The sequence below is a fragment of the Nocardia panacis genome, from assembly GCF_003598715.1.
In the GTDB taxonomy this organism is placed as follows: Bacteria; Actinomycetota; Actinomycetes; order Mycobacteriales; family Mycobacteriaceae; genus Nocardia; species Nocardia panacis.
In genome coordinates this window covers 296705-314619 of sequence record NZ_QZFU01000019.1, presented here as the reverse complement: position 1 = coordinate 314619, position 17915 = coordinate 296705, and the positions used below count along the sequence as shown (strand labels likewise).

Annotated in this window: 16 protein-coding genes, 1 pseudogene and 1 riboswitch; of the genes and pseudogenes, 14 read left to right on the top strand and 3 right to left on the bottom strand. The window is 64.8% G+C overall.

The features are described 5' to 3' along the window. Positions 1-46: 46 nt before the first annotated feature. Positions 47-262, bottom strand: a riboswitch (cobalamin riboswitch). A 315-nt stretch (positions 263-577) separates the two neighbouring features. The 4 genes from D5S18_RS16205 (at position 578) to coaD (ending at position 6051) form a co-directional block, all read left to right on the top strand. Further along, positions 578-1453, top strand: coding sequence for a glycosyltransferase family 2 protein (locus D5S18_RS16205; RefSeq protein ID WP_345789768.1), 876 nt, complete (start codon positions 578-580; stop codon positions 1451-1453). Positions 1454-1557: 104 nt separating this feature from the next. Continuing rightward, positions 1558-4962 carry a pyruvate carboxylase gene (locus tag D5S18_RS16200; RefSeq protein ID WP_120041783.1) on the top strand — a complete coding sequence of 1135 codons (3405 nt, stop codon included), beginning with the start codon at positions 1558-1560 and terminating at the stop codon, positions 4960-4962. Continuing rightward, entirely contained in the window at positions 4959-5513 is a 555-nt protein-coding gene (gene rsmD / locus D5S18_RS16195; RefSeq protein WP_120041781.1) for a 16S rRNA (guanine(966)-N(2))-methyltransferase RsmD, read from the top strand. Before D5S18_RS16200 ends, rsmD begins: the two co-directional genes overlap by 4 nt. 52 nt (positions 5514-5565) lie before the next feature. After that, the gene (coaD, locus tag D5S18_RS16190; RefSeq protein WP_120041779.1) at positions 5566-6051 is read left to right on the top strand and encodes a pantetheine-phosphate adenylyltransferase; all 486 of its coding nucleotides are present in this window, start codon (positions 5566-5568) and stop codon (positions 6049-6051) included. Positions 6052-6065: 14 nt separating this feature from the next. Here coaD and D5S18_RS16185 read toward each other — a convergent pair whose 3' ends face one another. Further along, positions 6066-6464: a GtrA family protein gene (locus tag D5S18_RS16185; protein WP_439651146.1), complete on the bottom strand. Its 399-nt coding sequence runs from the start codon at positions 6462-6464 to the stop codon at positions 6066-6068. A 321-nt stretch (positions 6465-6785) separates the two neighbouring features. Here D5S18_RS16185 and D5S18_RS16180 point away from each other — a divergent pair, with 321 nt between their 5' ends. The 6 genes from D5S18_RS16180 to D5S18_RS16155 all read left to right on the top strand — a co-directional run bounded on the left by D5S18_RS16180 (position 6786) and on the right by D5S18_RS16155 (position 11062). Next, positions 6786-7532 (top strand): DivIVA domain-containing protein, encoded by a 747-nt coding sequence (locus D5S18_RS16180; protein WP_120041774.1) that lies wholly within the window; start codon positions 6786-6788, stop codon positions 7530-7532. A 78-nt stretch (positions 7533-7610) separates the two neighbouring features. Continuing rightward, positions 7611-8240 (top strand): YceD family protein, encoded by a 630-nt coding sequence (locus tag D5S18_RS16175; protein ID WP_203236761.1) that lies wholly within the window; start codon positions 7611-7613, stop codon positions 8238-8240. 50 nt (positions 8241-8290) lie between these two features. After that, a complete protein-coding gene (rpmF, locus tag D5S18_RS16170) occupies positions 8291-8473 on the top strand; it encodes a 50S ribosomal protein L32 (protein ID WP_120041772.1) in 183 nt (60 codons plus the stop codon). A gap of 20 nt (positions 8474-8493) precedes the next feature. After that, positions 8494-9213, top strand: coding sequence for a ribonuclease III (rnc, locus tag D5S18_RS16165; RefSeq protein ID WP_120041770.1), 720 nt, complete (start codon positions 8494-8496; stop codon positions 9211-9213). Between the two features lie 13 nt (positions 9214-9226). Further along, on the top strand, positions 9227-10084 hold the full coding sequence (gene mutM / locus D5S18_RS16160; protein WP_120041768.1) for a bifunctional DNA-formamidopyrimidine glycosylase/DNA-(apurinic or apyrimidinic site) lyase: 858 nt from the start codon (positions 9227-9229) through the stop codon (positions 10082-10084). 213 nt (positions 10085-10297) lie between these two features. Beyond that, positions 10298-11062 (top strand): serine/threonine-protein kinase, encoded by a 765-nt coding sequence (locus tag D5S18_RS16155; RefSeq protein ID WP_120041766.1) that lies wholly within the window; start codon positions 10298-10300, stop codon positions 11060-11062. Between the two features lie 191 nt (positions 11063-11253). On the opposite strand, the gene D5S18_RS16150 is transcribed toward D5S18_RS16155, so the two are convergent. Then, positions 11254-12267: a DDE-type integrase/transposase/recombinase gene (locus tag D5S18_RS16150; protein WP_120041764.1), complete on the bottom strand. Its 1014-nt coding sequence runs from the start codon at positions 12265-12267 to the stop codon at positions 11254-11256. Further along, entirely contained in the window at positions 12264-12701 is a 438-nt protein-coding gene (locus D5S18_RS35740) for a transposase (protein ID WP_120041762.1), read from the bottom strand. Before D5S18_RS35740 ends, D5S18_RS16150 begins: the two co-directional genes overlap by 4 nt. 78 nt (positions 12702-12779) lie before the next feature. Between D5S18_RS35740 and D5S18_RS16140 the strand changes: the two genes are divergently transcribed. The 4 genes and pseudogenes from D5S18_RS16140 to D5S18_RS35735 form a co-directional block, all read left to right on the top strand. After that, complete coding sequence (locus tag D5S18_RS16140; protein WP_147403967.1) at positions 12780-13067, top strand: hypothetical protein; 288 nt, start codon at positions 12780-12782, stop codon at positions 13065-13067. Positions 13068-13209: 142 nt separating this feature from the next. Further along, positions 13210-15924 (top strand): DUF4357 domain-containing protein, encoded by a 2715-nt coding sequence (locus D5S18_RS16135; RefSeq protein ID WP_203236760.1) that lies wholly within the window; start codon positions 13210-13212, stop codon positions 15922-15924. Between the two features lie 224 nt (positions 15925-16148). Next, complete coding sequence (locus D5S18_RS16130; protein ID WP_120041756.1) at positions 16149-17357, top strand: hypothetical protein; 1209 nt, start codon at positions 16149-16151, stop codon at positions 17355-17357. Positions 17358-17509: 152 nt separating this feature from the next. Continuing rightward, a pseudogene (locus D5S18_RS35735) lies at positions 17510-17826 on the top strand (zinc finger domain-containing protein); the annotation flags it as partial. Positions 17827-17915: the final 89 nt, after the last annotated feature.

The window sequence follows — 17915 nt, the reverse complement described above, 5'->3', positions numbered from 1 at the left end:
CCCGTGTCCGCGCGCCCAATCCACGAGGCGGTGGCCGCCGGATACGGCGTATCCGGCACAGCGGGCAGGTCTTCGGACTCGCGGGCCGCGGCCGATCTCGGCCGCCCGGCTTGGGCCGGTGGTCCTACTGGCCGTCGCTTCCCGGGGATGAGCCCAGTGCTTGATGACGGCGGTCGTTCCCGCTCACCGCTGCGGGACAGTCCCGGATTCTCACCGGGTTCCCTCTCTCCGTCTTCCGGCGGACCGGAGGGCGGATTCGACACCGGGGCGCGACGTAGGGGCTCCATCTCGTGGCGCGCCGGTGAACCAGCTGCGTTGTCCAGGGTAGCCGGTGCGCCGCGCGGCGTCCGCACTCGGGCCGAATCGACGGTGCGCGCGAAGGAGCCTCGCGCGGCGAGCGTTGCGTTTCGAGTGCTGTAGCCGAATCGTCGCTGGATTGATAGGCATTGCACCGTAATCGGTGCTTCATGTGACCAGCGTCACTCGTTCCCGGTAAACCTGCTCGGCAATTTATGGGTTAGATTTCCTTTCATCTCGGGCAGAGTTAGTCCCCGACTTGGTGTGAAATGGTGGGATAGTGGTGGTTCCGCGATCGATCTCGATCGTCATTCCGGTGCTTATTTCTTCGGTCGACGGCCGGGATTTGCTGGATGTTCAACTGGAGGCCTTGGCGGCGCAGGATCATATCGGCCCGATCGAGGTGATTATTGCCGACAATGGGAGCCCCGAATTCCTGCGGCAATATATCAATGGGCATCGGCTGCGCGACCGTCTGAAGCTGAAATGGGTATATGCCGCACAGCATCCCGGCGCGGCCCATGCCCGCAACGTCGGCGCGGCGGCGGCTACGGGGGAGATCCTGCTGTTCTGCGACCACGACGACCGGGCGTATCCGTCCTGGGTCCGGCGGTTGGTCGAATTCCTGGACGAGGGCTACGACCTGGTCTGCTCCGCCGTGGAGGGGCGCACCCTCAATGTCGACAACCCACGTGCCGTCGCCGAGGTGCCGCCGCCGGAACGATTCCAGCCCGAGGGCGTCTTCGCGCCTGTGCTCGTCACCACGAGCCTTGCCGTCCGCGCCGATATCTATCGCAAGCTCGATGGGATGGATATCACCTACGCGGCGAACGAGGATGTGGAATTCGGCTGGCGCGCGCACGTCGCGGGATATCGCACCGGATTCCTGCCCGAAGCGCTGATGGCCTACCGCTATCGCCCCGGATTCGCGCCCGGATTCCGACAGGGCCGCAGCCGGGGTATCGGATTGGCCCGACTCAACGCGAACTTTCCCGACAATGGGCTGCCCGAGATCCGCTTGCGCGAACTACTGGTCCGGATGGGCAGTATCGCGACGGCGCGCGGACTGGTCGACGAGGAGCGCGGTTTGCTGCTCGGTCTCGCGGTGGGGCAACTGCGCGGCGGGTTTCGGCACCGGACGCTGCGGTTCAACTAGCCGAGATTAGCCATCTTCGCAAGGGGGCCAAGTCTTCTTGTGAAGATGTCTGCGAAGGCCCCTTCCGCGATTGTGCTCGTCGCCGGTCCGGGTACCTTAGGCGAATGTTCTCCAAAGTCTTGGTTGCCAACCGCGGCGAAATAGCCATCCGCGCCTTCCGCGCCGCCTACGAGCTGGGCATCGGGACCGTGGCCGTCTTCCCCTACGAGGACCGCAACTCGGTCCACCGGATGAAGGCGGCCGAGTCCTACCAGATCGGCGAGAAGGGGCATCCGGTCCGGGCCTACCTCTCGATCGAGGCGATCATCGAGGCGGCCAAGACGGCGGGCGCCGACGCCATCTATCCGGGATACGGCTTCCTGTCGGAGAATCCGGATCTGGCGGCGGCCTGCGCCCGCGAGGGCATCACCTTCATCGGCCCCACGGCCGAGGTCCTGGAGTTGGCGGGCAACAAGGCACGCGCCATCGACGCGGCACGCGCGGCGGGTCTTCCGGTGCTGCGCTCCAGCGCCCCATCCGCCGACCCGGACGAATTGCTCGCCGCCGCAGCGGATCTGACGTTTCCGATCTTCGTCAAGGCCGTCGCGGGCGGCGGCGGGCGCGGTATGCGCCGGGTCGCCGAACCGCAGCAGTTGCGCGAAGCCATCGAGGCGGCCTCGCGCGAAGCCGAATCCGCCTTCGGCGACCCCACCGTCTTCCTGGAACAGGCCGTGGTCAACCCGCGCCACATCGAGGTGCAGATCCTGGCCGACCAGCACGGCAATGTCATGCACCTGTTCGAGCGCGACTGCTCGGTGCAGCGTCGCCACCAGAAGGTGCTCGAGCTGGCTCCCGCGCCCAATCTGAATCCCGCCCTGCGCGCACGGATCTGCGCCGACGCCGTGGCCTTCGCCAGACAGATCGGTTACAGCTGCGCGGGCACCGTGGAATTCCTGCTCGACGAGCGCGGCAACCACGTCTTCATCGAGATGAATCCGCGCATCCAGGTCGAGCACACGGTCACCGAGGAGATCACCGATGTGGACCTGGTCCAGGCGCAGTTGCGCATCGCGGCGGGCGAAACCCTGGAAGACCTCGGCCTGAGCCAGGATTCGATCGTCATCCGGGGCGCGGCCCTGCAGTGCCGGATCACCACCGAGGATCCGGCCAACGGCTTCCGCCCCGACACCGGCCGCATCACCGCCTACCGCACCCCCGGCGGCGCGGGCATCCGACTCGACGGCGGAGCCAACCTGGGCGCCGAGATCGGTGCCCACTTCGACTCGATGCTGGTCAAACTCACCTGCCGCGGCCGCGATTTCGACGCGGCGGTGGCCAGGGCGCGGCGCGCGCTGGCGGAGTTCCGCATTCGCGGCGTCACCACCAACATCCCGTTCCTGCTCGCCGTGCTCGACGATCCGGATTTCGGCGCGGGCCGGGTCACCACCTCGTTCATCGAGGAGCGCCCCCAGTTGCTCACGCAGCGCGGTTCGGCCGACCGCGGCACCAAGATCCTGACCTACCTGGCCGATGTCACCGTCAACAAACCGCACGGTGAGCGCCCCACCAAGGTCTACCCGCACGACAAGCTGCCCGCGATCGACCTGAGCGTCCCCCCGCCGGACGGCTCGCGGCAGCGGCTGCTGCGCCTCGGCCCGGAGGGTTTCGCGCGTGATCTGCGTGCCCAACGCGCGCTCGGTGTCACCGACACCACCTTCCGTGACGCGCACCAGTCCCTGCTGGCAACCCGCGTGCGCACCAACGGCCTGCTCGATGTCGCAGGCCACGTCGCGCGGCTGACTCCGGAGCTGCTGTCCATCGAGGCATGGGGCGGGGCCACCTACGATGTGGCGCTGCGCTTCCTCTACGAGGACCCGTGGGAGCGGTTGGCCGCGCTGCGCGAGGCCATTCCGAATATCTGCCTGCAGATGCTGCTGCGCGGCCGCAACACCGTCGGCTACACGCCCTACCCGGAGCAGGTCACTCGCGCCTTCGTCGCCGAGGCCACCGCCACCGGCATCGATATCTTCCGCATCTTCGACGCGCTCAACAATGTGGACCAGATGCGCCCCGCCATCGACGCGGTGCGCGAAACCGGCACGGCCATAGCCGAAGTCGCCATGAGCTACACCGGCGACCTGACCAACCCGAACGAGACCCTCTACACCCTGGACTACTACCTGAAGCTCGCCGAGCAAATGGTGGACGCGGGCGCGCACGTGCTCGCGGTCAAGGATATGGCCGGGTTGTTGCGGGCTCCCGCCGCCGCGAAACTCGTCACCGCCCTGCGCGCCAATTTCGATCTGCCGGTCCATGTGCACACCCACGACACTCCGGGCGGTCAGTTGGCCACCTACCTCGCCGCCTGGCAGGCGGGCGCGGACGCCGTCGACGGCGCGAGCTCGCCCATGGCGGGCACCACCAGCCAGCCCGCGCTCTCGGCCATCGTCGCCGCCGCGGCCAACAGCGAATACGACACCGGCCTTGATCTGGGCAGTGTGTGCGATCTCGAGCCCTACTGGGAGTCGCTGCGAAAGGTGTACGCGCCCTTCGAATCCGGGCTGCCCGCGCCCACCGGTCGGGTCTACACTCACGAGATTCCCGGCGGTCAGCTCTCGAACCTGCGTCAACAGGCCATCGCGCTGGGCCTCGGCGATCGCTTCGAGGAGGTCGAGGCCAAATACGCCGCCGCGGACAGGCTGCTCGGTCGCCTCATCAAGGTGACGCCCTCATCCAAGGTGGTCGGTGATCTGGCGCTCGCGCTGGTCGGCACCGGGGTGGATATCGAGGATTTCGCCGCCGACCCGGCCCGCTACGACATCCCGGATTCGGTGATCGGATTCCTGCGCGGCGAGTTGGGCACCCCGGCGGGTGGTTGGCCCGAACCGTTCCGCAGCCGCGCGCTCGACGGTCGCGGCCCCGCCAAACCGGAGACAGCGCTCACCCCGGCCGACGAGGCCGGCCTCGCGGGCGACTCCGAGCAGCGGCGCGCCACCCTCAACCGTCTGCTGTTCCCCGGTCCCACAGCCGAATTCGAGGCGCATCGGGAGAAGTACGGCAACACCACCGGACTGTCGGCCAACCAGTTCTTCTACGGTCTGCGCCACGGCGAGGAGCACCGGGTCCAGTTGGAGAAGGGTGTCACCCTGCTCATCGGGTTGGAGGCCATCTCGGAGCCGGATGAGCGCGGCATGCGCACGGTCATGTGCATCCTGAACGGTCAGTTGCGCCCGGTGGCGGTGCGCGACCGGTCCATCGCGAGCGAGATCCCGGCCGCAGAGAAGGCGGATCGCACCAATCCGGGCCATATCGCCGCACCGTTCGCCGGTGTGGTCACCCTGTCGGTGGCCGAGGGCGAGACCATCGCGGCGGGCGATGTCATCGCCACCATCGAGGCCATGAAAATGGAGGCCGCCATCACCGCGCCGCGCGCGGGCGTGATCGGGCGGTTGGCCATCGGGCCGGTGCAGCAGGTGGAGGGCGGCGACCTGCTCATCGAGGTCGCGGTGCGCGAGACCGCCGCCGAATGACCCGCATCGTTGCGGGCGCCGCGGGCGGGCGACGGTTGCGCGTCCCGCCCGCGGGCACCCGCCCCACCTCGGATCGGGTGCGCGAGGCGCTGTTCAGTGCCATCGACGCGCGCCTGGATCTGACCGATATCCGGGTGCTGGATCTGTACGCCGGATCCGGCGCGCTGGGTTTGGAGGCACTCTCGCGCGGGGCGCGCGGCGCCCTGCTGGTGGAGTCGGATCGCCGTGCCGCCGCCGTCGTGCGCGGCAATATCGCCGAACTCGGCCTGCCCGGTGCGGAACTGCGGGTCGGCGCGGTGACGAGCGTCCTCGAATCCGGTTCGGTCGCAGGCGGATTCGACCTGGTGTTCAGCGATCCGCCATACGAGCTGGATACGGCCGAGGTCGAGGGCGATCTGCGGCTGCTGCGCGGGCGCGGCTGGTTGGCTCCCGGCGCGCTCGTGGTGGTCGAGCGGTCCATTCGCTCACCCGAAATCGTCTGGCCCGAGGGATATTCCGCCCTGAAGGCGCGCAAATACGGCGAGACCAGGATCGAACTGGCCGAGTGCTGAAACGTCGCGACCGGTCCCGACCGTCCGGTCGCGGCGGTGCTAGCGTCGTGCCATGGCAGGAGCGCTGTGCCCCGGATCCTTCGACCCGGTGACCAACGGACATATCGACGTCTTCACCAGGGTCGCCGCCCAGTTCGACGAGGTCGTGGTGACCGTCATGATCAATAAGAACAAGCAGGGCATGTTCACCGTCGACGAGCGGATGGAGATGCTGCGCGAGGCCACGGCCCACCTGCCCAATGTGCGGGTCGAGTCGTGGTACGGCCTGCTCGTCGACTTCGCCAAGGCGCAGGGCGTCACCGCTATCGTCAAGGGTCTGCGCGACGCCATCGACTTCGGTTACGAATTGCAGATGGCGCAGATGAACAAGAAGCTCTCCGGCGTCGACACCTTCTTCATCGCCACCAATCCCGCCTTCAGCATGCTGTCCAGCTCGCTGGTGAAGGAGGTCGCGTCCTTCGGCGGCGATGTCACCGATATGCTCCCGCCCTCCGTGCACAAACGCCTGCTGGCCCGTCTGGCCGAACGCAAGGCGTAGTTGGAGACCCGGCCCTAGAAGACCCAGCCGCGCAAGGCCACGAAGCGCAGCCCGCCGACCGCGGCGGTGATGGCGAGAATGGCGGCGGCCTGCATGGTCCCGCCGATGCCGGGAGCCCACAGATCCAGGGCGGCCAAGCCCGCGGTGGTGATGCCGAGGCCGACGAGCGCCAGCCCGCCGCCCTCGATCTGGGCGGTGAACCAGCCGACCCGATCGCTGGCGTGGAACGTGAGTTGGCGGTGCAGTTCGTTGGCGATGATGGTGCTCACGATCGAGCCCGCCACATTGGCCCACAGCGAGCCGATGCCGTGCATGGCGAAGAACAGCAGCACATAGGCCACATTGCTGGACCCGCCGACCAGCGCGAAGCGGATCAACTGCGGGAAGGCGTGATCGCCGCGCAGGTAGGTCATGGCGCGCGCGCCGATTTGGCGTGATCGCGGTCCGGGGATCGGGTAGTACGGGACGCCCCATGGCACGAACACGCTGACGGCCGCCAGTGCCGTCGGGCGGGGTGCTTGCAGGACTGCCATGGCTCTTCCGATACGTCGTCGATTCGAATTTCGCTCTTGTCGATCAAATTTAACACCAAACGGAGGGATAGCCTCCACTTGATTGCTGTGGTGTGCGAGACACTGGCGCGACACACCGGAGCGTGATTCGGCGCGCGCGGTGATCGGAGGCACACTGGGCGACAAGGCGATATTTGCCGGGAACGAGAGCGGGGTAAGACCATGTATCGCGTATTCGAAGCACTCGACGAACTGGTGGCCATCGTCGAGGAGGCGCGCGGCATCCCGCCGACGCGCAGCTGCATCGTTCCGCGCGGCGAGGTCCTCGAACTGCTCGACGATGTCCGCGACGCCCTCCCCGGCGAACTCGACGACGCCCAGGACGTCCTCGACCATCGCGACAAAATCGTCACCGACGCCCGCAACGGTGCCGAGGCCACCGTCACCGGCGCGAACAAGCAGGCCCACGAAACCGTGACCGGCGCGAGGGAAGAGGCCGATCGCATCCTCGCCGACGCCAAGGCGCACGCGGACCGGATGGTGGCCGAGGCCAGTGCGCACGCCGACCACCTGGTCGACTCCGCGCAGACCGAGGCCGACCGGATCGTCGCCGACGGCAAGGCCGAACATGCCGAGGTCACCGGCCGGGCCAGGACCGAATCCGAGCGCATGATCGAGGCGGGCAAGGCGTCTTATGAGCGTTCGGTCGCCGACGGCAAGGCCGAACAGGCCCGCCTCGTCGCCCAGACCGAGGTGGTGCGGGCCGCGCACGCCGAATCCGCCCGCCTCGTCGACGGCGCGCAGGCCGAGGCCGACCGGCTGCGGACCGAATGCGATGACTACGTCGATACCAAGCTCGCCGACTTCGAGGAGATCCTCAACGCGACCATGCGCACCGTGGGCCGCGGACGTCACCAGTTGCGTACCGGTGGCGGCGTCCCGGACTATGCGGGCGAATACCGTCGCTAACCCGGTTTGGGTCGGGACCGCGCACTTCGGTATTGTTGAGTGGTTGCCCATTCCCCCCGAAATGTAAGTGAGTTCGCGATGTCCGCCGGATCCGGTTCCGCCTCGCGTCCCCGTACGGTATCGCGCCGCCGGTCGGACGGTGGTTTTGTGCTGGACGTGCGCAGTCTCGGCCGCGCACCGGGCAGTATGCGCCCGCTGAGCCGCACCATCGCCGCCGAGCGCCGCATCGGCCTCGACCTGATCGCCATCCCCGAGGGCGCTCCCGTCGAACTCGATCTCACCTTGCAGTCGGTCTCCGAGGGCGTGCTGGTCACCGGCACCCTTTCCGCGCCGACCGCGGGGGAGTGCTCGCGCTGCCTGGAGCCGTTCACCGATTCGGTCGAATTGCGGCTCACGGAGCTGTTCGCCTATCCGGACAGCGCCACCGAGCAGACGACCGAAGCCGACGAGATCTACCGCCTGGTCGATGACACCATCGACCTGGAGCCGGTGCTCGTCGACGCGATCGGACTCGAACTTCCGCTGCAACCGCTGTGCGAACCCGACTGTGCCGGACTGTGCCCCGAATGCGGCGTGCGCATGGCGATTGCGGGTTCGGACCACGGGCATGCGATACTTGACCCCCGCTGGGCCGGGTTGGCGAAGCTCGCCACCGGATCGCCCGGCGTCGATCATTCCGACGCCGCCGAGCCCGACACCGACCAGTAAGCAGACCGTTCCGCCGAATTGGCAAGCAATAGGACAGAGGAGAAGTAGTCGTGGCCGTTCCCAAGCGCCGGATGTCCCGTTCCAACACCAGGTCGCGGCGCAGCCAGTGGAAGGCCGTCGCGCCTACCCTGATCACCTGCCCGAACCGCGCCTGCGGTCAGCAGACGCTGCCGCACATCGCCTGCCCGTCCTGCGGTACCTACAAGGGCCGCCAGATCACCGCAGCGGTCTAACGCTCACCCTCGGCGACGACGTGACAGCCGCGAAAACATCCGATCCCGATGACGACCATGCGGAGCTACTATCCGCACTCGGCGTGGACTTGCGTCCGGACCTGCTTAGGCTCGCGCTGACCCACCGCTCGTATGCGTATGAGAACGGTGGTCTGCCCACCAATGAGCGGCTGGAATTCCTCGGTGATTCCGTCCTCGGTCTGAGCATCACCGAGCGCCTGTACACCGAGCACGAGGAAAAGTCCGAGGGCGAGTTGGCCAAACTGCGGGCCAGCGTGGTGAATATGCACGCGCTCGCGGAGGTCGCGCGCAAGCTCGGCAAGGGCGGCCTCGGTGTGCATCTGCTGCTCGGCAAGGGCGAGGAACTGACCGGCGGTCGCGACAAGCCGAGCATCCTCGCCGACGGCATGGAGTCGCTGCTCGGCGCGGTGCATCTCGAGCACGGGATCGATGTGGCCCGCGAGGTGGTGCTGCGCCTATTCGCCGACCTGCTCGAGCGCGGTCCGCGCATGGGTGCGGGCCTGGACTGGAAGACCAGCCTCCAGGAGCTCACCGCCGAGCGCGGTATCGGCGTGCCCAGCTACGAGATCACCTCGACCGGCCCGGATCACGACAAGGAGTTCACCGCGACGACGGTGATCGCCGGTCGGTCCTACGGTCAGGGCGTCGGCCGCTCCAAGAAGGAGGCCGAGCAGAAGGCGGCGGGGGCCGCCTACCAGGTCCTGACAACGGAGAGCTGAGCGAAGTCGCGCCGTGCCGGAACTTCCCGAGGTCGAAGTGGTGCGTCGCGGCCTGGTCGGCCATGTGGTCGGCCGGGCTATCGAATCGGTGCGCATCACCCATCCGAGGTCGGTGCGCAGGCATCTCGAGGGCGCGGCCGATCTGTCCGCCCGATTGACGGGTCTGCGAGTCGAGGCTGCCGAGCGTCGGGGCAAATATCTGTGGCTCACCTTCGATGAACCCGATCTCGCGCTGGTCGTGCACCTGGGTATGAGCGGGCAGATGCTCGTCCAGCCCGCCGACGCGCCCGTGGAGAAGCACGCCCACATCAGAGCCCGCTTGAGCGATGGTTCCGAGTTGCGTTTCGTCGATCAGCGCACCTTCGGCGGGTGGGCGTTGGCCCCGTTGGTAGAGATAGACGGCACCGCGGTGCCGGAGCCGGTCGCCCATATCGCGCGCGATCCCCTCGACCCACATTTCGATCCCGAAGCCGCCGTACGCGCCGTGCGCGCCAGACGCACCGAGGTCAAGCGGGTGCTGCTCGATCAATCCGTCATCTCCGGCCTGGGAAATATATACGTGGACGAAGCGCTGTGGCGTGCGAAGATTCACGGCGCCAGGGCAGCCGCCGCCTTGAGCCGGTCAGTGGTGCGTACGCTGCTGACCGAGGCGACTGCGGTCATGAGTGACGCCCTGGCTGCGGGCGGCACCTCGTTTGACACGTTGTATGTCAACGTCAACGGGCAGTCCGGCTATTTCGAGCGTTCGCTCAACGCCTATGGTCGTGAGGACGAGCCCTGCCGCCGCTGTGGCGCCCCGCTGGTGCGGGAGAAGTTCATGAACCGTTCCTCCTTCTCCTGTCCACGTTGTCAGCCGCGGCCCCGGCGCTGAACGGTTGGATCTGCCACGTGGGCGCTAAATCTGAACTACGTCGACGGGGCCAGTAGGTCAGCGATCGGGTCCAGCGAGCCCTGTGCGCAGGGCGCCACAGATGGCTGGACTGAGAAACAACGCAAGTGTCTTCACGGCCGGTTGGAATGGTGTCGCGGGTGGTCAGCGGTGCGTCTTGCGGAATGCCGTCGAGCTGCCGGTGACCATGAGTTCATGCGGATTTCGATCGAGGAGATCAGCTCGGGCGGAATGGGCTCGGTGTGGCGGGGCTACGACACCGTGCTCGATCGGGAGATCGCGGTCAAAAAGATTCGCCTCGACCAGGTCCAGACACGCGAGCAGGCCACGGAATTTGCTCAGGGGTTCAGTCAGGAAGCCCGGGTGACCGCCCGTATCCGTCATCACGGGGTGCCGCAGGTCTTCGACGCGGTGCTGGCCGGCTCTTTCGAAGCGGTGTACCTGGTAATGGAGCTCATCGATGGAGTTCCACTCCGTGATTACATCCAGCCGGGCAACCCGCTCCCGTTGAGCTGGGTGGCGGCGGTGGCGGCTCAGATCGCCACCGTCCTGTCCCACGCCCACGCGATCCCGGTGGTGCATCGTGATCTCAAACCCGACAACGCGCTGATCACTCGGGACGGCGCGGTCACGGTGATTGATTTCGGTATCGCCGCGATCCTCGACGGTGGACCGAGGCTCACCAAAACCAGCGAGGTGATCGGCACCTACCGCTACATGGCGCCGGAACGGGTATTGGGCAACCGGATCCAGAATCCGAGTAGCGACCTGTACTCACTGGGCTGCATGATCCACGAAATGGCCAGCGGCACACCTCCATTCGACAGTATGTTCGGGTACGAGCTGCAACGCCAGCACGTCGAATCCGATCCGCAGCCACTGGGCTTCACCAGGCCGCTTCGACCAAGCAGCGGATGCCCTTTACTCGGTACTAGCCAGCGCGGCAGAGGTCCACGGTAAGGACAACTCCGACGTGCTACGACTGCGTAGCCTGGTTGCCGCCGCTTGGACGCTCAGCGGTGAACATCGCAGAGCCAAAAGTGAATTCGACGAGCTCGCGCAGGCTTACCGTCGGATCGAAGGCCGTTTTAGCGAATCCGCGTGGGACAGGCGTGTGCGAGTGCGGAATCTGTCAAACCTGATGAGACCGGTCATGCGACGAATTCTGTGTTGATGTTCTCCTTCGTTGGTTCGTTGATCCAGGCCGCGCTGGGCAGCCGTGGTGGGGTGGGAGGCCGCCGGAACCGGCCCGGGTTGGCCGCGTAAGCCGCGGACAGTATCGTGGCGCGTTCGGCGCGGATCCGGTGGGCGGTGCCGTCGTGAACCGTTGCGGGAGTGTGTAATCCGATGCCCGAGTGCCGGTGGTTGTCGTTGTAGTAGGTGAAGAATGCCCGACAGAACCGCTGGGCCTCACCGATGGAGGCGAACCGGTCCGGAAAGGCCGGACAGTACTTGAGGGTCTTGAAATTTGCCTCCGAGTACGGGTTGTCGTTGCTGACGTGCGGACGCGAGTGCGAGCGGGTGATCTGCAGATCGATCAGCAGCTCGGCCACCGGCTTGCTGATCATCGGGCCGCCGTTGTCGGCGTGGATGTAACCGGGGAGCACGCCGTTGTTCGCCGCGATCGAGTCGAGCTGGAATTGCTTTGCCCGCCACTGAGATTCCTGTGGGATCACCGTCCAATGGATCACCTTGCGGGAGAAGATGTCCAGCATCACCAGCAGCGTGTAGTAGACACCTTTGACCGGTCCCGCCAATTTCGTTGCGTCCCAACTCCATACCTGGTTCGGGCCGGTCGCCACCAGCTCGGGCTTGGTCCGGGCCGGATGGGTGGCCCGGCGGCGGCGTTCACGGACTTCGCCGTGGCCGCGCAGCAGCCGATACATCGTCGAGATCGAACACAGGTAGGTGCCTTCGTCGAGCAGGATCGCCCAGACCTGCGCCGGGGACTTGTCCACGAACCGATCCGAGCGCAATTCGTCCAGCACCGCCGCCCGCTCGACCGGCGACAACGCGACCGGATGCACCGCTGACCGCCGCGGACCCCGAACCGGCGGTTTCGGGTTGCGGTGTCGATGCAGTGTGGCCCGCGACTCGCCCGTCAACCGGCATGCCGCCCGAGTGCCGATCAGCGCCTCGAGCTCGGTCGTCGCGGCATCGATCACTTCGAGGGCTCGATATCGGAATCCGCGCTGCCGGAGAGCATCTCCAGCAGCTCGACAGCTTTTCCCAGGACAGCCATCGCTTTATCCTTGCGCTCGAGCTCCGCGCGCAAGCGCGCGTTCTCCGCTTCCAGCTTCTCGGCCCGCCGCGCCGCGTCGGACTTGGCCGGCTTCGGGCCAGTTGTCTTGGCGGCCAGCGCATCCAACGCGCCCGCGTCGCGGGCGCGACGCCACTCGATCACGTGCGAGTGATACAGGCCCTCCCGCCGCAGCAACGCTCCGCGCGCGCCCGGCTCGGTGAGCAGGTCGTACTCGGCCACGATCGCCGGCTTGTACTCCGGCGTGAACGACCGCCGCTTCGGCCGCGCCGAACCCATCCCCTTCTTCGTCGACCCCTTCGCCACGCCATCGTCGGCGGGCAGATCAGCCGCACCCATCGTCACCTTGCTCGATATCCCTGAACTCGCCCTACATCACCTACAGAGAAGATACAGACCATATGGTCTCAATAGAGTTTGGCAGGTAGGGGTGCGGCCCGCTGCCGCATCGCGCTGGGCGACATCGAAGACGGTATTTCGGCACTACAATCGGTGCGCGACGAGGTTGCCGCCGCCAACGGCGACGGTTGCGAGACCGCCCTGTACTTGCGGTACGACCTCGCCGAGATACTCGCAAGTACCGGACTGATCGGCGAGGCGCAGTCGGCTCCAACTACCTTGTATGAGGATCTGTGCCTGATCTACGGGCCGATCGACGAATTCGCGATCCGAGTGGCCGAATTCCTTCGAGAACTGACGGATTGAACGCTACAAGCCGCTCGATGCAAGTCATCATATTGCCCAGTTATGCAGCGTAATTCGCGCCAGCCCCTGCTACAGTCAGGCATCCGGACGCGCGACCGGGGGTTGCGCGGCAAACGAGCGCAGGGGAGGACCGTCGTTGAGCGTGGATGCCTTCGAGATCAAGAAGCCGTTCCTGCGGAACCTGCTCGAGCAGGCCAGGGAGGGACAAATTCAGCTGCCCGAGTTCCAGCGCGGTTGGGTGTGGCCGGAGTCCAACATTCGAAGCCTGTTGAGCTCGGTGTCTCAGGGCTTCCCGGTCGGGACGCTGATGATGTTGCAGGCAGGCGGCTCAACGCGATTCAAGCAACGCCCAATCGAAGGAGTCGAGCTGTCGGGTAGGGTCCCCGCTGCCCAATTGCTGTTGGACGGGCAACAACGGATCACCTCGTTGTACCATGCCTTGATGCTTGACCGGCCGGTGGTGACCGTCGATGACCGGCGTCGAAGCATCGAAGGCCGATTCTATATTGATATGGCGGCCGCGCTTGATGACGAAGTCGATCGGGATGAGGCTTTCCGATTCGTTCCGGCCGACGGCAAGGTGCGCGGCAGCTTCGGCCGTGTCGAGCTCGACCTGTCGACCATGGACGAAGAATGCCGGGCGGGCCTCTTCCCCATGACCCAGGTGTTCGACGCCGACGACTGGGGGCACAGCTTCATGAAGCTGAACGGTTATGCCCCCACTGCGATCGAGTCATGGCAATCGTTCAACAAGAGGTTCATCAAACGGTTCGAACAGTACTTGGTTCCGGTGATCGAACTGTCTGCAGGGACTCCCCGAGAGGCCGTCTGCCAGGTATTCGAGAAGGTTAATACTGGGGGCGTCACACTCACAGTATTCGAGCTGCTCACTGCGACCTATGCGGCAGAGGAATTCAACCTTCGTGAGCATTGGGGCCAGTGCCGAATGCAATGGAGCGACGGCAAGTTTCGTGTTCTGTCGGAGGTGTCCGAAACCGACTTCCTGCAGGCGATAACGCTACTGGCGACATATCGGCGGCGTGAGGCCGCCGATCCCGCCGACCCCAAAGGCGGCCCGCGAATCGGTTGCCGACGCGTCGAGATGCTCCGGCTGCCACTCGACGACTTCAAGAAATGTAGTGAAGAGATCGTCAATGGTCTTCTCGCAGCGGCGAAGTTCCTGCATCGTCGAAGTATCTTCGATGTCAAGTTCGTCCCCTATGGCGCCCAACTGATTCCGCTCGCCGCTATCTGCGCCGCACTCGGTCAGGCCTGGAACACCTACGAAGTGCAGCAGAAGGTCACCCGCTGGTATTGGTGTGGTGTCTTCGGCGAACTGTACAGCGGCACAACAGAAACCCGCTTTGCGAGGGATCTGCCAGAGGTTGTGGACTGGGCACTGGGACGGACGTCGATCGAGCCCCGTACGGTGGCCGAAGCTCAGTTCGCCGCAGGGCGGCTGCGCACCCTCCGAACCCGGAACAGCGCCGCATACAAAGGTGTGTATGCCCTGCTGATATCGGACGGCGCCCGAGACTGGTGCAGTGGTAACCAGATCAACGCCGCAACTTATTTCGACGACGCGATCGATATACATCACATCTTCCCGCAGGCTTGGTGCGCCAAGCAGGGGCTCGATCGTGCGCTCTACGACTCGATCGTCAACAAGACTCCGTTGTCCGCGTATACGAACCGCCACGTCCTCGGCGGCTCGTCGCCTTCCGCTTACCTAGCCAAATTGACCAAGATCGGTGCCATCGACGAGCCGACGCTGCGGTCGTTGGTCGCTACGCATCTGGTCAATCCGGATTCACTACTGCACGACGACTTCGAAGGCTTCGTCGTGCAGCGCGAACGGGTTCTGCTGGAACTGATCGCGACAGCGATCGAGCACGGAATCGCGCCGGTCGAAGCGCCGGCATCGATGTCACCCGCCGAGTTGATTTCCGGTGGCGAGTCGCAGACAGTTGAGTTCAAGGCATCCGCGTTCCTGGACTTGAAAACAATGCAGGCGGAACCCGAGCGCAAGCACATCATCGTCAAGACCGTGTGCGCATTGCTGAACGGCGACGGCGGTTCGCTATTCATCGGTGTCGAAGACAGCGGCAAGCCGGTGGGACTAGACAACGATATGACGGCGATCGATGTCGCCGATCTCGACAGGTATGAGTTGCGCTTGCAGGAGTTGCTCAGGAACCATCTCTCGGTCACCACGGCGGCGAACGTTCGGGTGGATTTTCCTGTGGTCGACGGCAAACAGGTGTGTCAGGTCATCGTTGCGCCTGCAATGCGGCCGATTTTTGTGAGACGAACCAAGGCAGTAGGAGGCCAGGGCGAAGTCGAATTCTGGGTACGCCGGGGGAACGCCACCACGCTGCTGCGCGGTGACGACATGGAGCGCTACAAAGAAGAGCACTGGGGCAAGCACGGTCTGCCGCTTGCGGTTTCCGGACGACCGCAGATCGAGGACGAAGAGTCGGACTTCGAACAGCCGCCGGACTCACCAGAGTTCGTGATGGAGCTGCTCGATCTCATCGCTGCTGCGCAGGTGGTCGATGGCCAGTTCACTGTCCGCGCAGGTTCTCAAGCCCGGTCGACATGGGTAGGTGGAAACCATAGTTACCGTCCATTGCGAAAGAAGCTGGAGGAGGCCGGCTTTCTCGAGCCCAGCAGTGACGGACAGCATGCCGTTTTTACACTTGACGTCCAGTTCCGATCGCCGTCAGCTGCGGCTGCAATCGTGGCGGGAAGGGCGACCAATGGCCGGATCGATTGGAAGGTTCGCGGCAGCGAGGTGACCTTCGACGACTGGCAGAAGGGCAGGAGCAATTCTCAGGGTTCGGATAACCGGCAATGACTTTGGTAGAGAAGCAATTGTTACCCTGGTCGATGTTTCACACGGACCCGTTCTCGTTACACCTTGCCATGCAGTACCCGTGTGCAGAATGCTCATCCCATACCGTGCGCGTTCCCTAACTCCAGGAGATCGCCGACTGGGCGGACGGCGCAATCAACCGCGACCCGGACTTGTGGGCTAAGGGACGGCATATCACCCTCATCGCAACCGCAGACGGATCGGGAGTGTATTGGCTGACCCGCCTCGGCTTTACACAGCGCGAGCGGGAGAGAACAGATACGCAGCGAAAGTTCCGAGCCCGGCACATCGCCAAACTGGACGAGCCCGTCGTGCTCGATGATCTCGTCCAGAAGCTCGGAGACAGGCTTCAACACAGGGTCAAATCGGAAGGGCAGCAGACCGAAGCGGCCGGCAAGGCCCTGCTCGACGCTCTGATGCGTGTGCGGCCTCAGGCACGGTCAATCGTCAGGTACATAAGCGCGGCCGCAACCGGCTTCGACATCCGGCCGGAATCCAAGGCCGAGCAGTCACTAGCAGTGCAACGGGATGGGACCCTGGCGATTGCGCGTATGGCCGGTATGTCCATTCCCGAACTCGCGAGGTGGGACCCACCTGCTGAGCAGCTGTCCGACGACACGCCTCCGCCCGCATACCTCAAACTGCTTCATCAGCCGTCCGGGCGGGCACCCGTTGGCCTGGTCGACCACGCAGAGACAACCACCATCGAGGATCTCCTGATCACTCGAGATACTGAGAATCTCGCGGGCTGGCAAGGAGCCCCGACCGGAGATGTCGCCTGGCGGCAGTTCCAGCAGAATGGCCAGCGGCTGTATATTGGCTATGCGAATCGCACCACAGCGGAACAGATCTCCGGCGCCGATATCATTTACTACAACGAAACGCGAAAGTCTCTTGTTCTTGTGCAGTACAAGAAGCTCGATTCCCGGCAGACCGGCTACTACTACCCGGACAGCGACTCAAACCTGGAGAAGGAACTCAGCCGACTCCGCGCCATCGATCGATATGCATCCTACTTCCGCAGGCCAGGTGATGATCATCGGCTCTGTGCTGATCCAAGCTGGATCAAGCTCTGCCCACCGGAGTCCGTAATTCCCCAGGCGGACGTGATGGTCCCTGGAATGTACTTCTCCAGGCAGCATTTCGAGACACTGCTCGCGGACAAGAGGATCGCGGATGGGCGTGGAGGCACCCGGCGATTCGGGTACAAGAACGTGCCGAGCTATCTGGACAACACGATGTTCACCCGGCTGGTGGAAACTGCGATGATTGGGACAGCCGGCGTGAGCACGGACCTTGTGCGCTGGCAGATTACCCGCAGCTTGAAAGCAGGCCGAGCCGCCATAATCGGATTTCTTACCGGAGAAGAGGCGCCACAGTCCGTACGTAATACCCGCCGTCGGCAGCAGCGCTGACGACCCACACTGCAGACTGCCGAAATCTATGGCCAGCACCGATAGAACTCGGCTTTTGCATCGTACCCCGCCAGGAATATGGGAACCGGAAATCGGCGGATCTGGTAGCGCTATTACCCCAGGTCAGCTACCATGCATTGATTCGATGCCGATCGGTGTTGGGAAAGATGTATGCCGACGAAGCGTTGTGGCGGGCAAAGATTCACCGGAACCGGATTGCCTCAGCCTTGACCAAGACCGCCATCCGGAACCTGCTGGCCGAAGCGACCGCGGTGCGTTGACTGTGGGCGGTACGTCCTTCGACGCGCTGTATGTCAACGTCAACGGTGAGTCCGGTTACTTCGAGCGCGCGCTGAATGTCTATGGGCATGCGGACGAGCTGTGTCGGCGGTGTGGTGCGTCGGTTCAGCGGTTGGGGTTCATGAATCGTTCGTCCTTCTTCTGTGGCAAGTGCCAACCGAAGCCGCGTGGAGTGTTGGAGCGCGGAGTTCTCGCTTCTTCGGGCTGGTGCGCCGGTCCCTGGCCGAAGTATTACTTCAAGTACTACAATTACGCCAT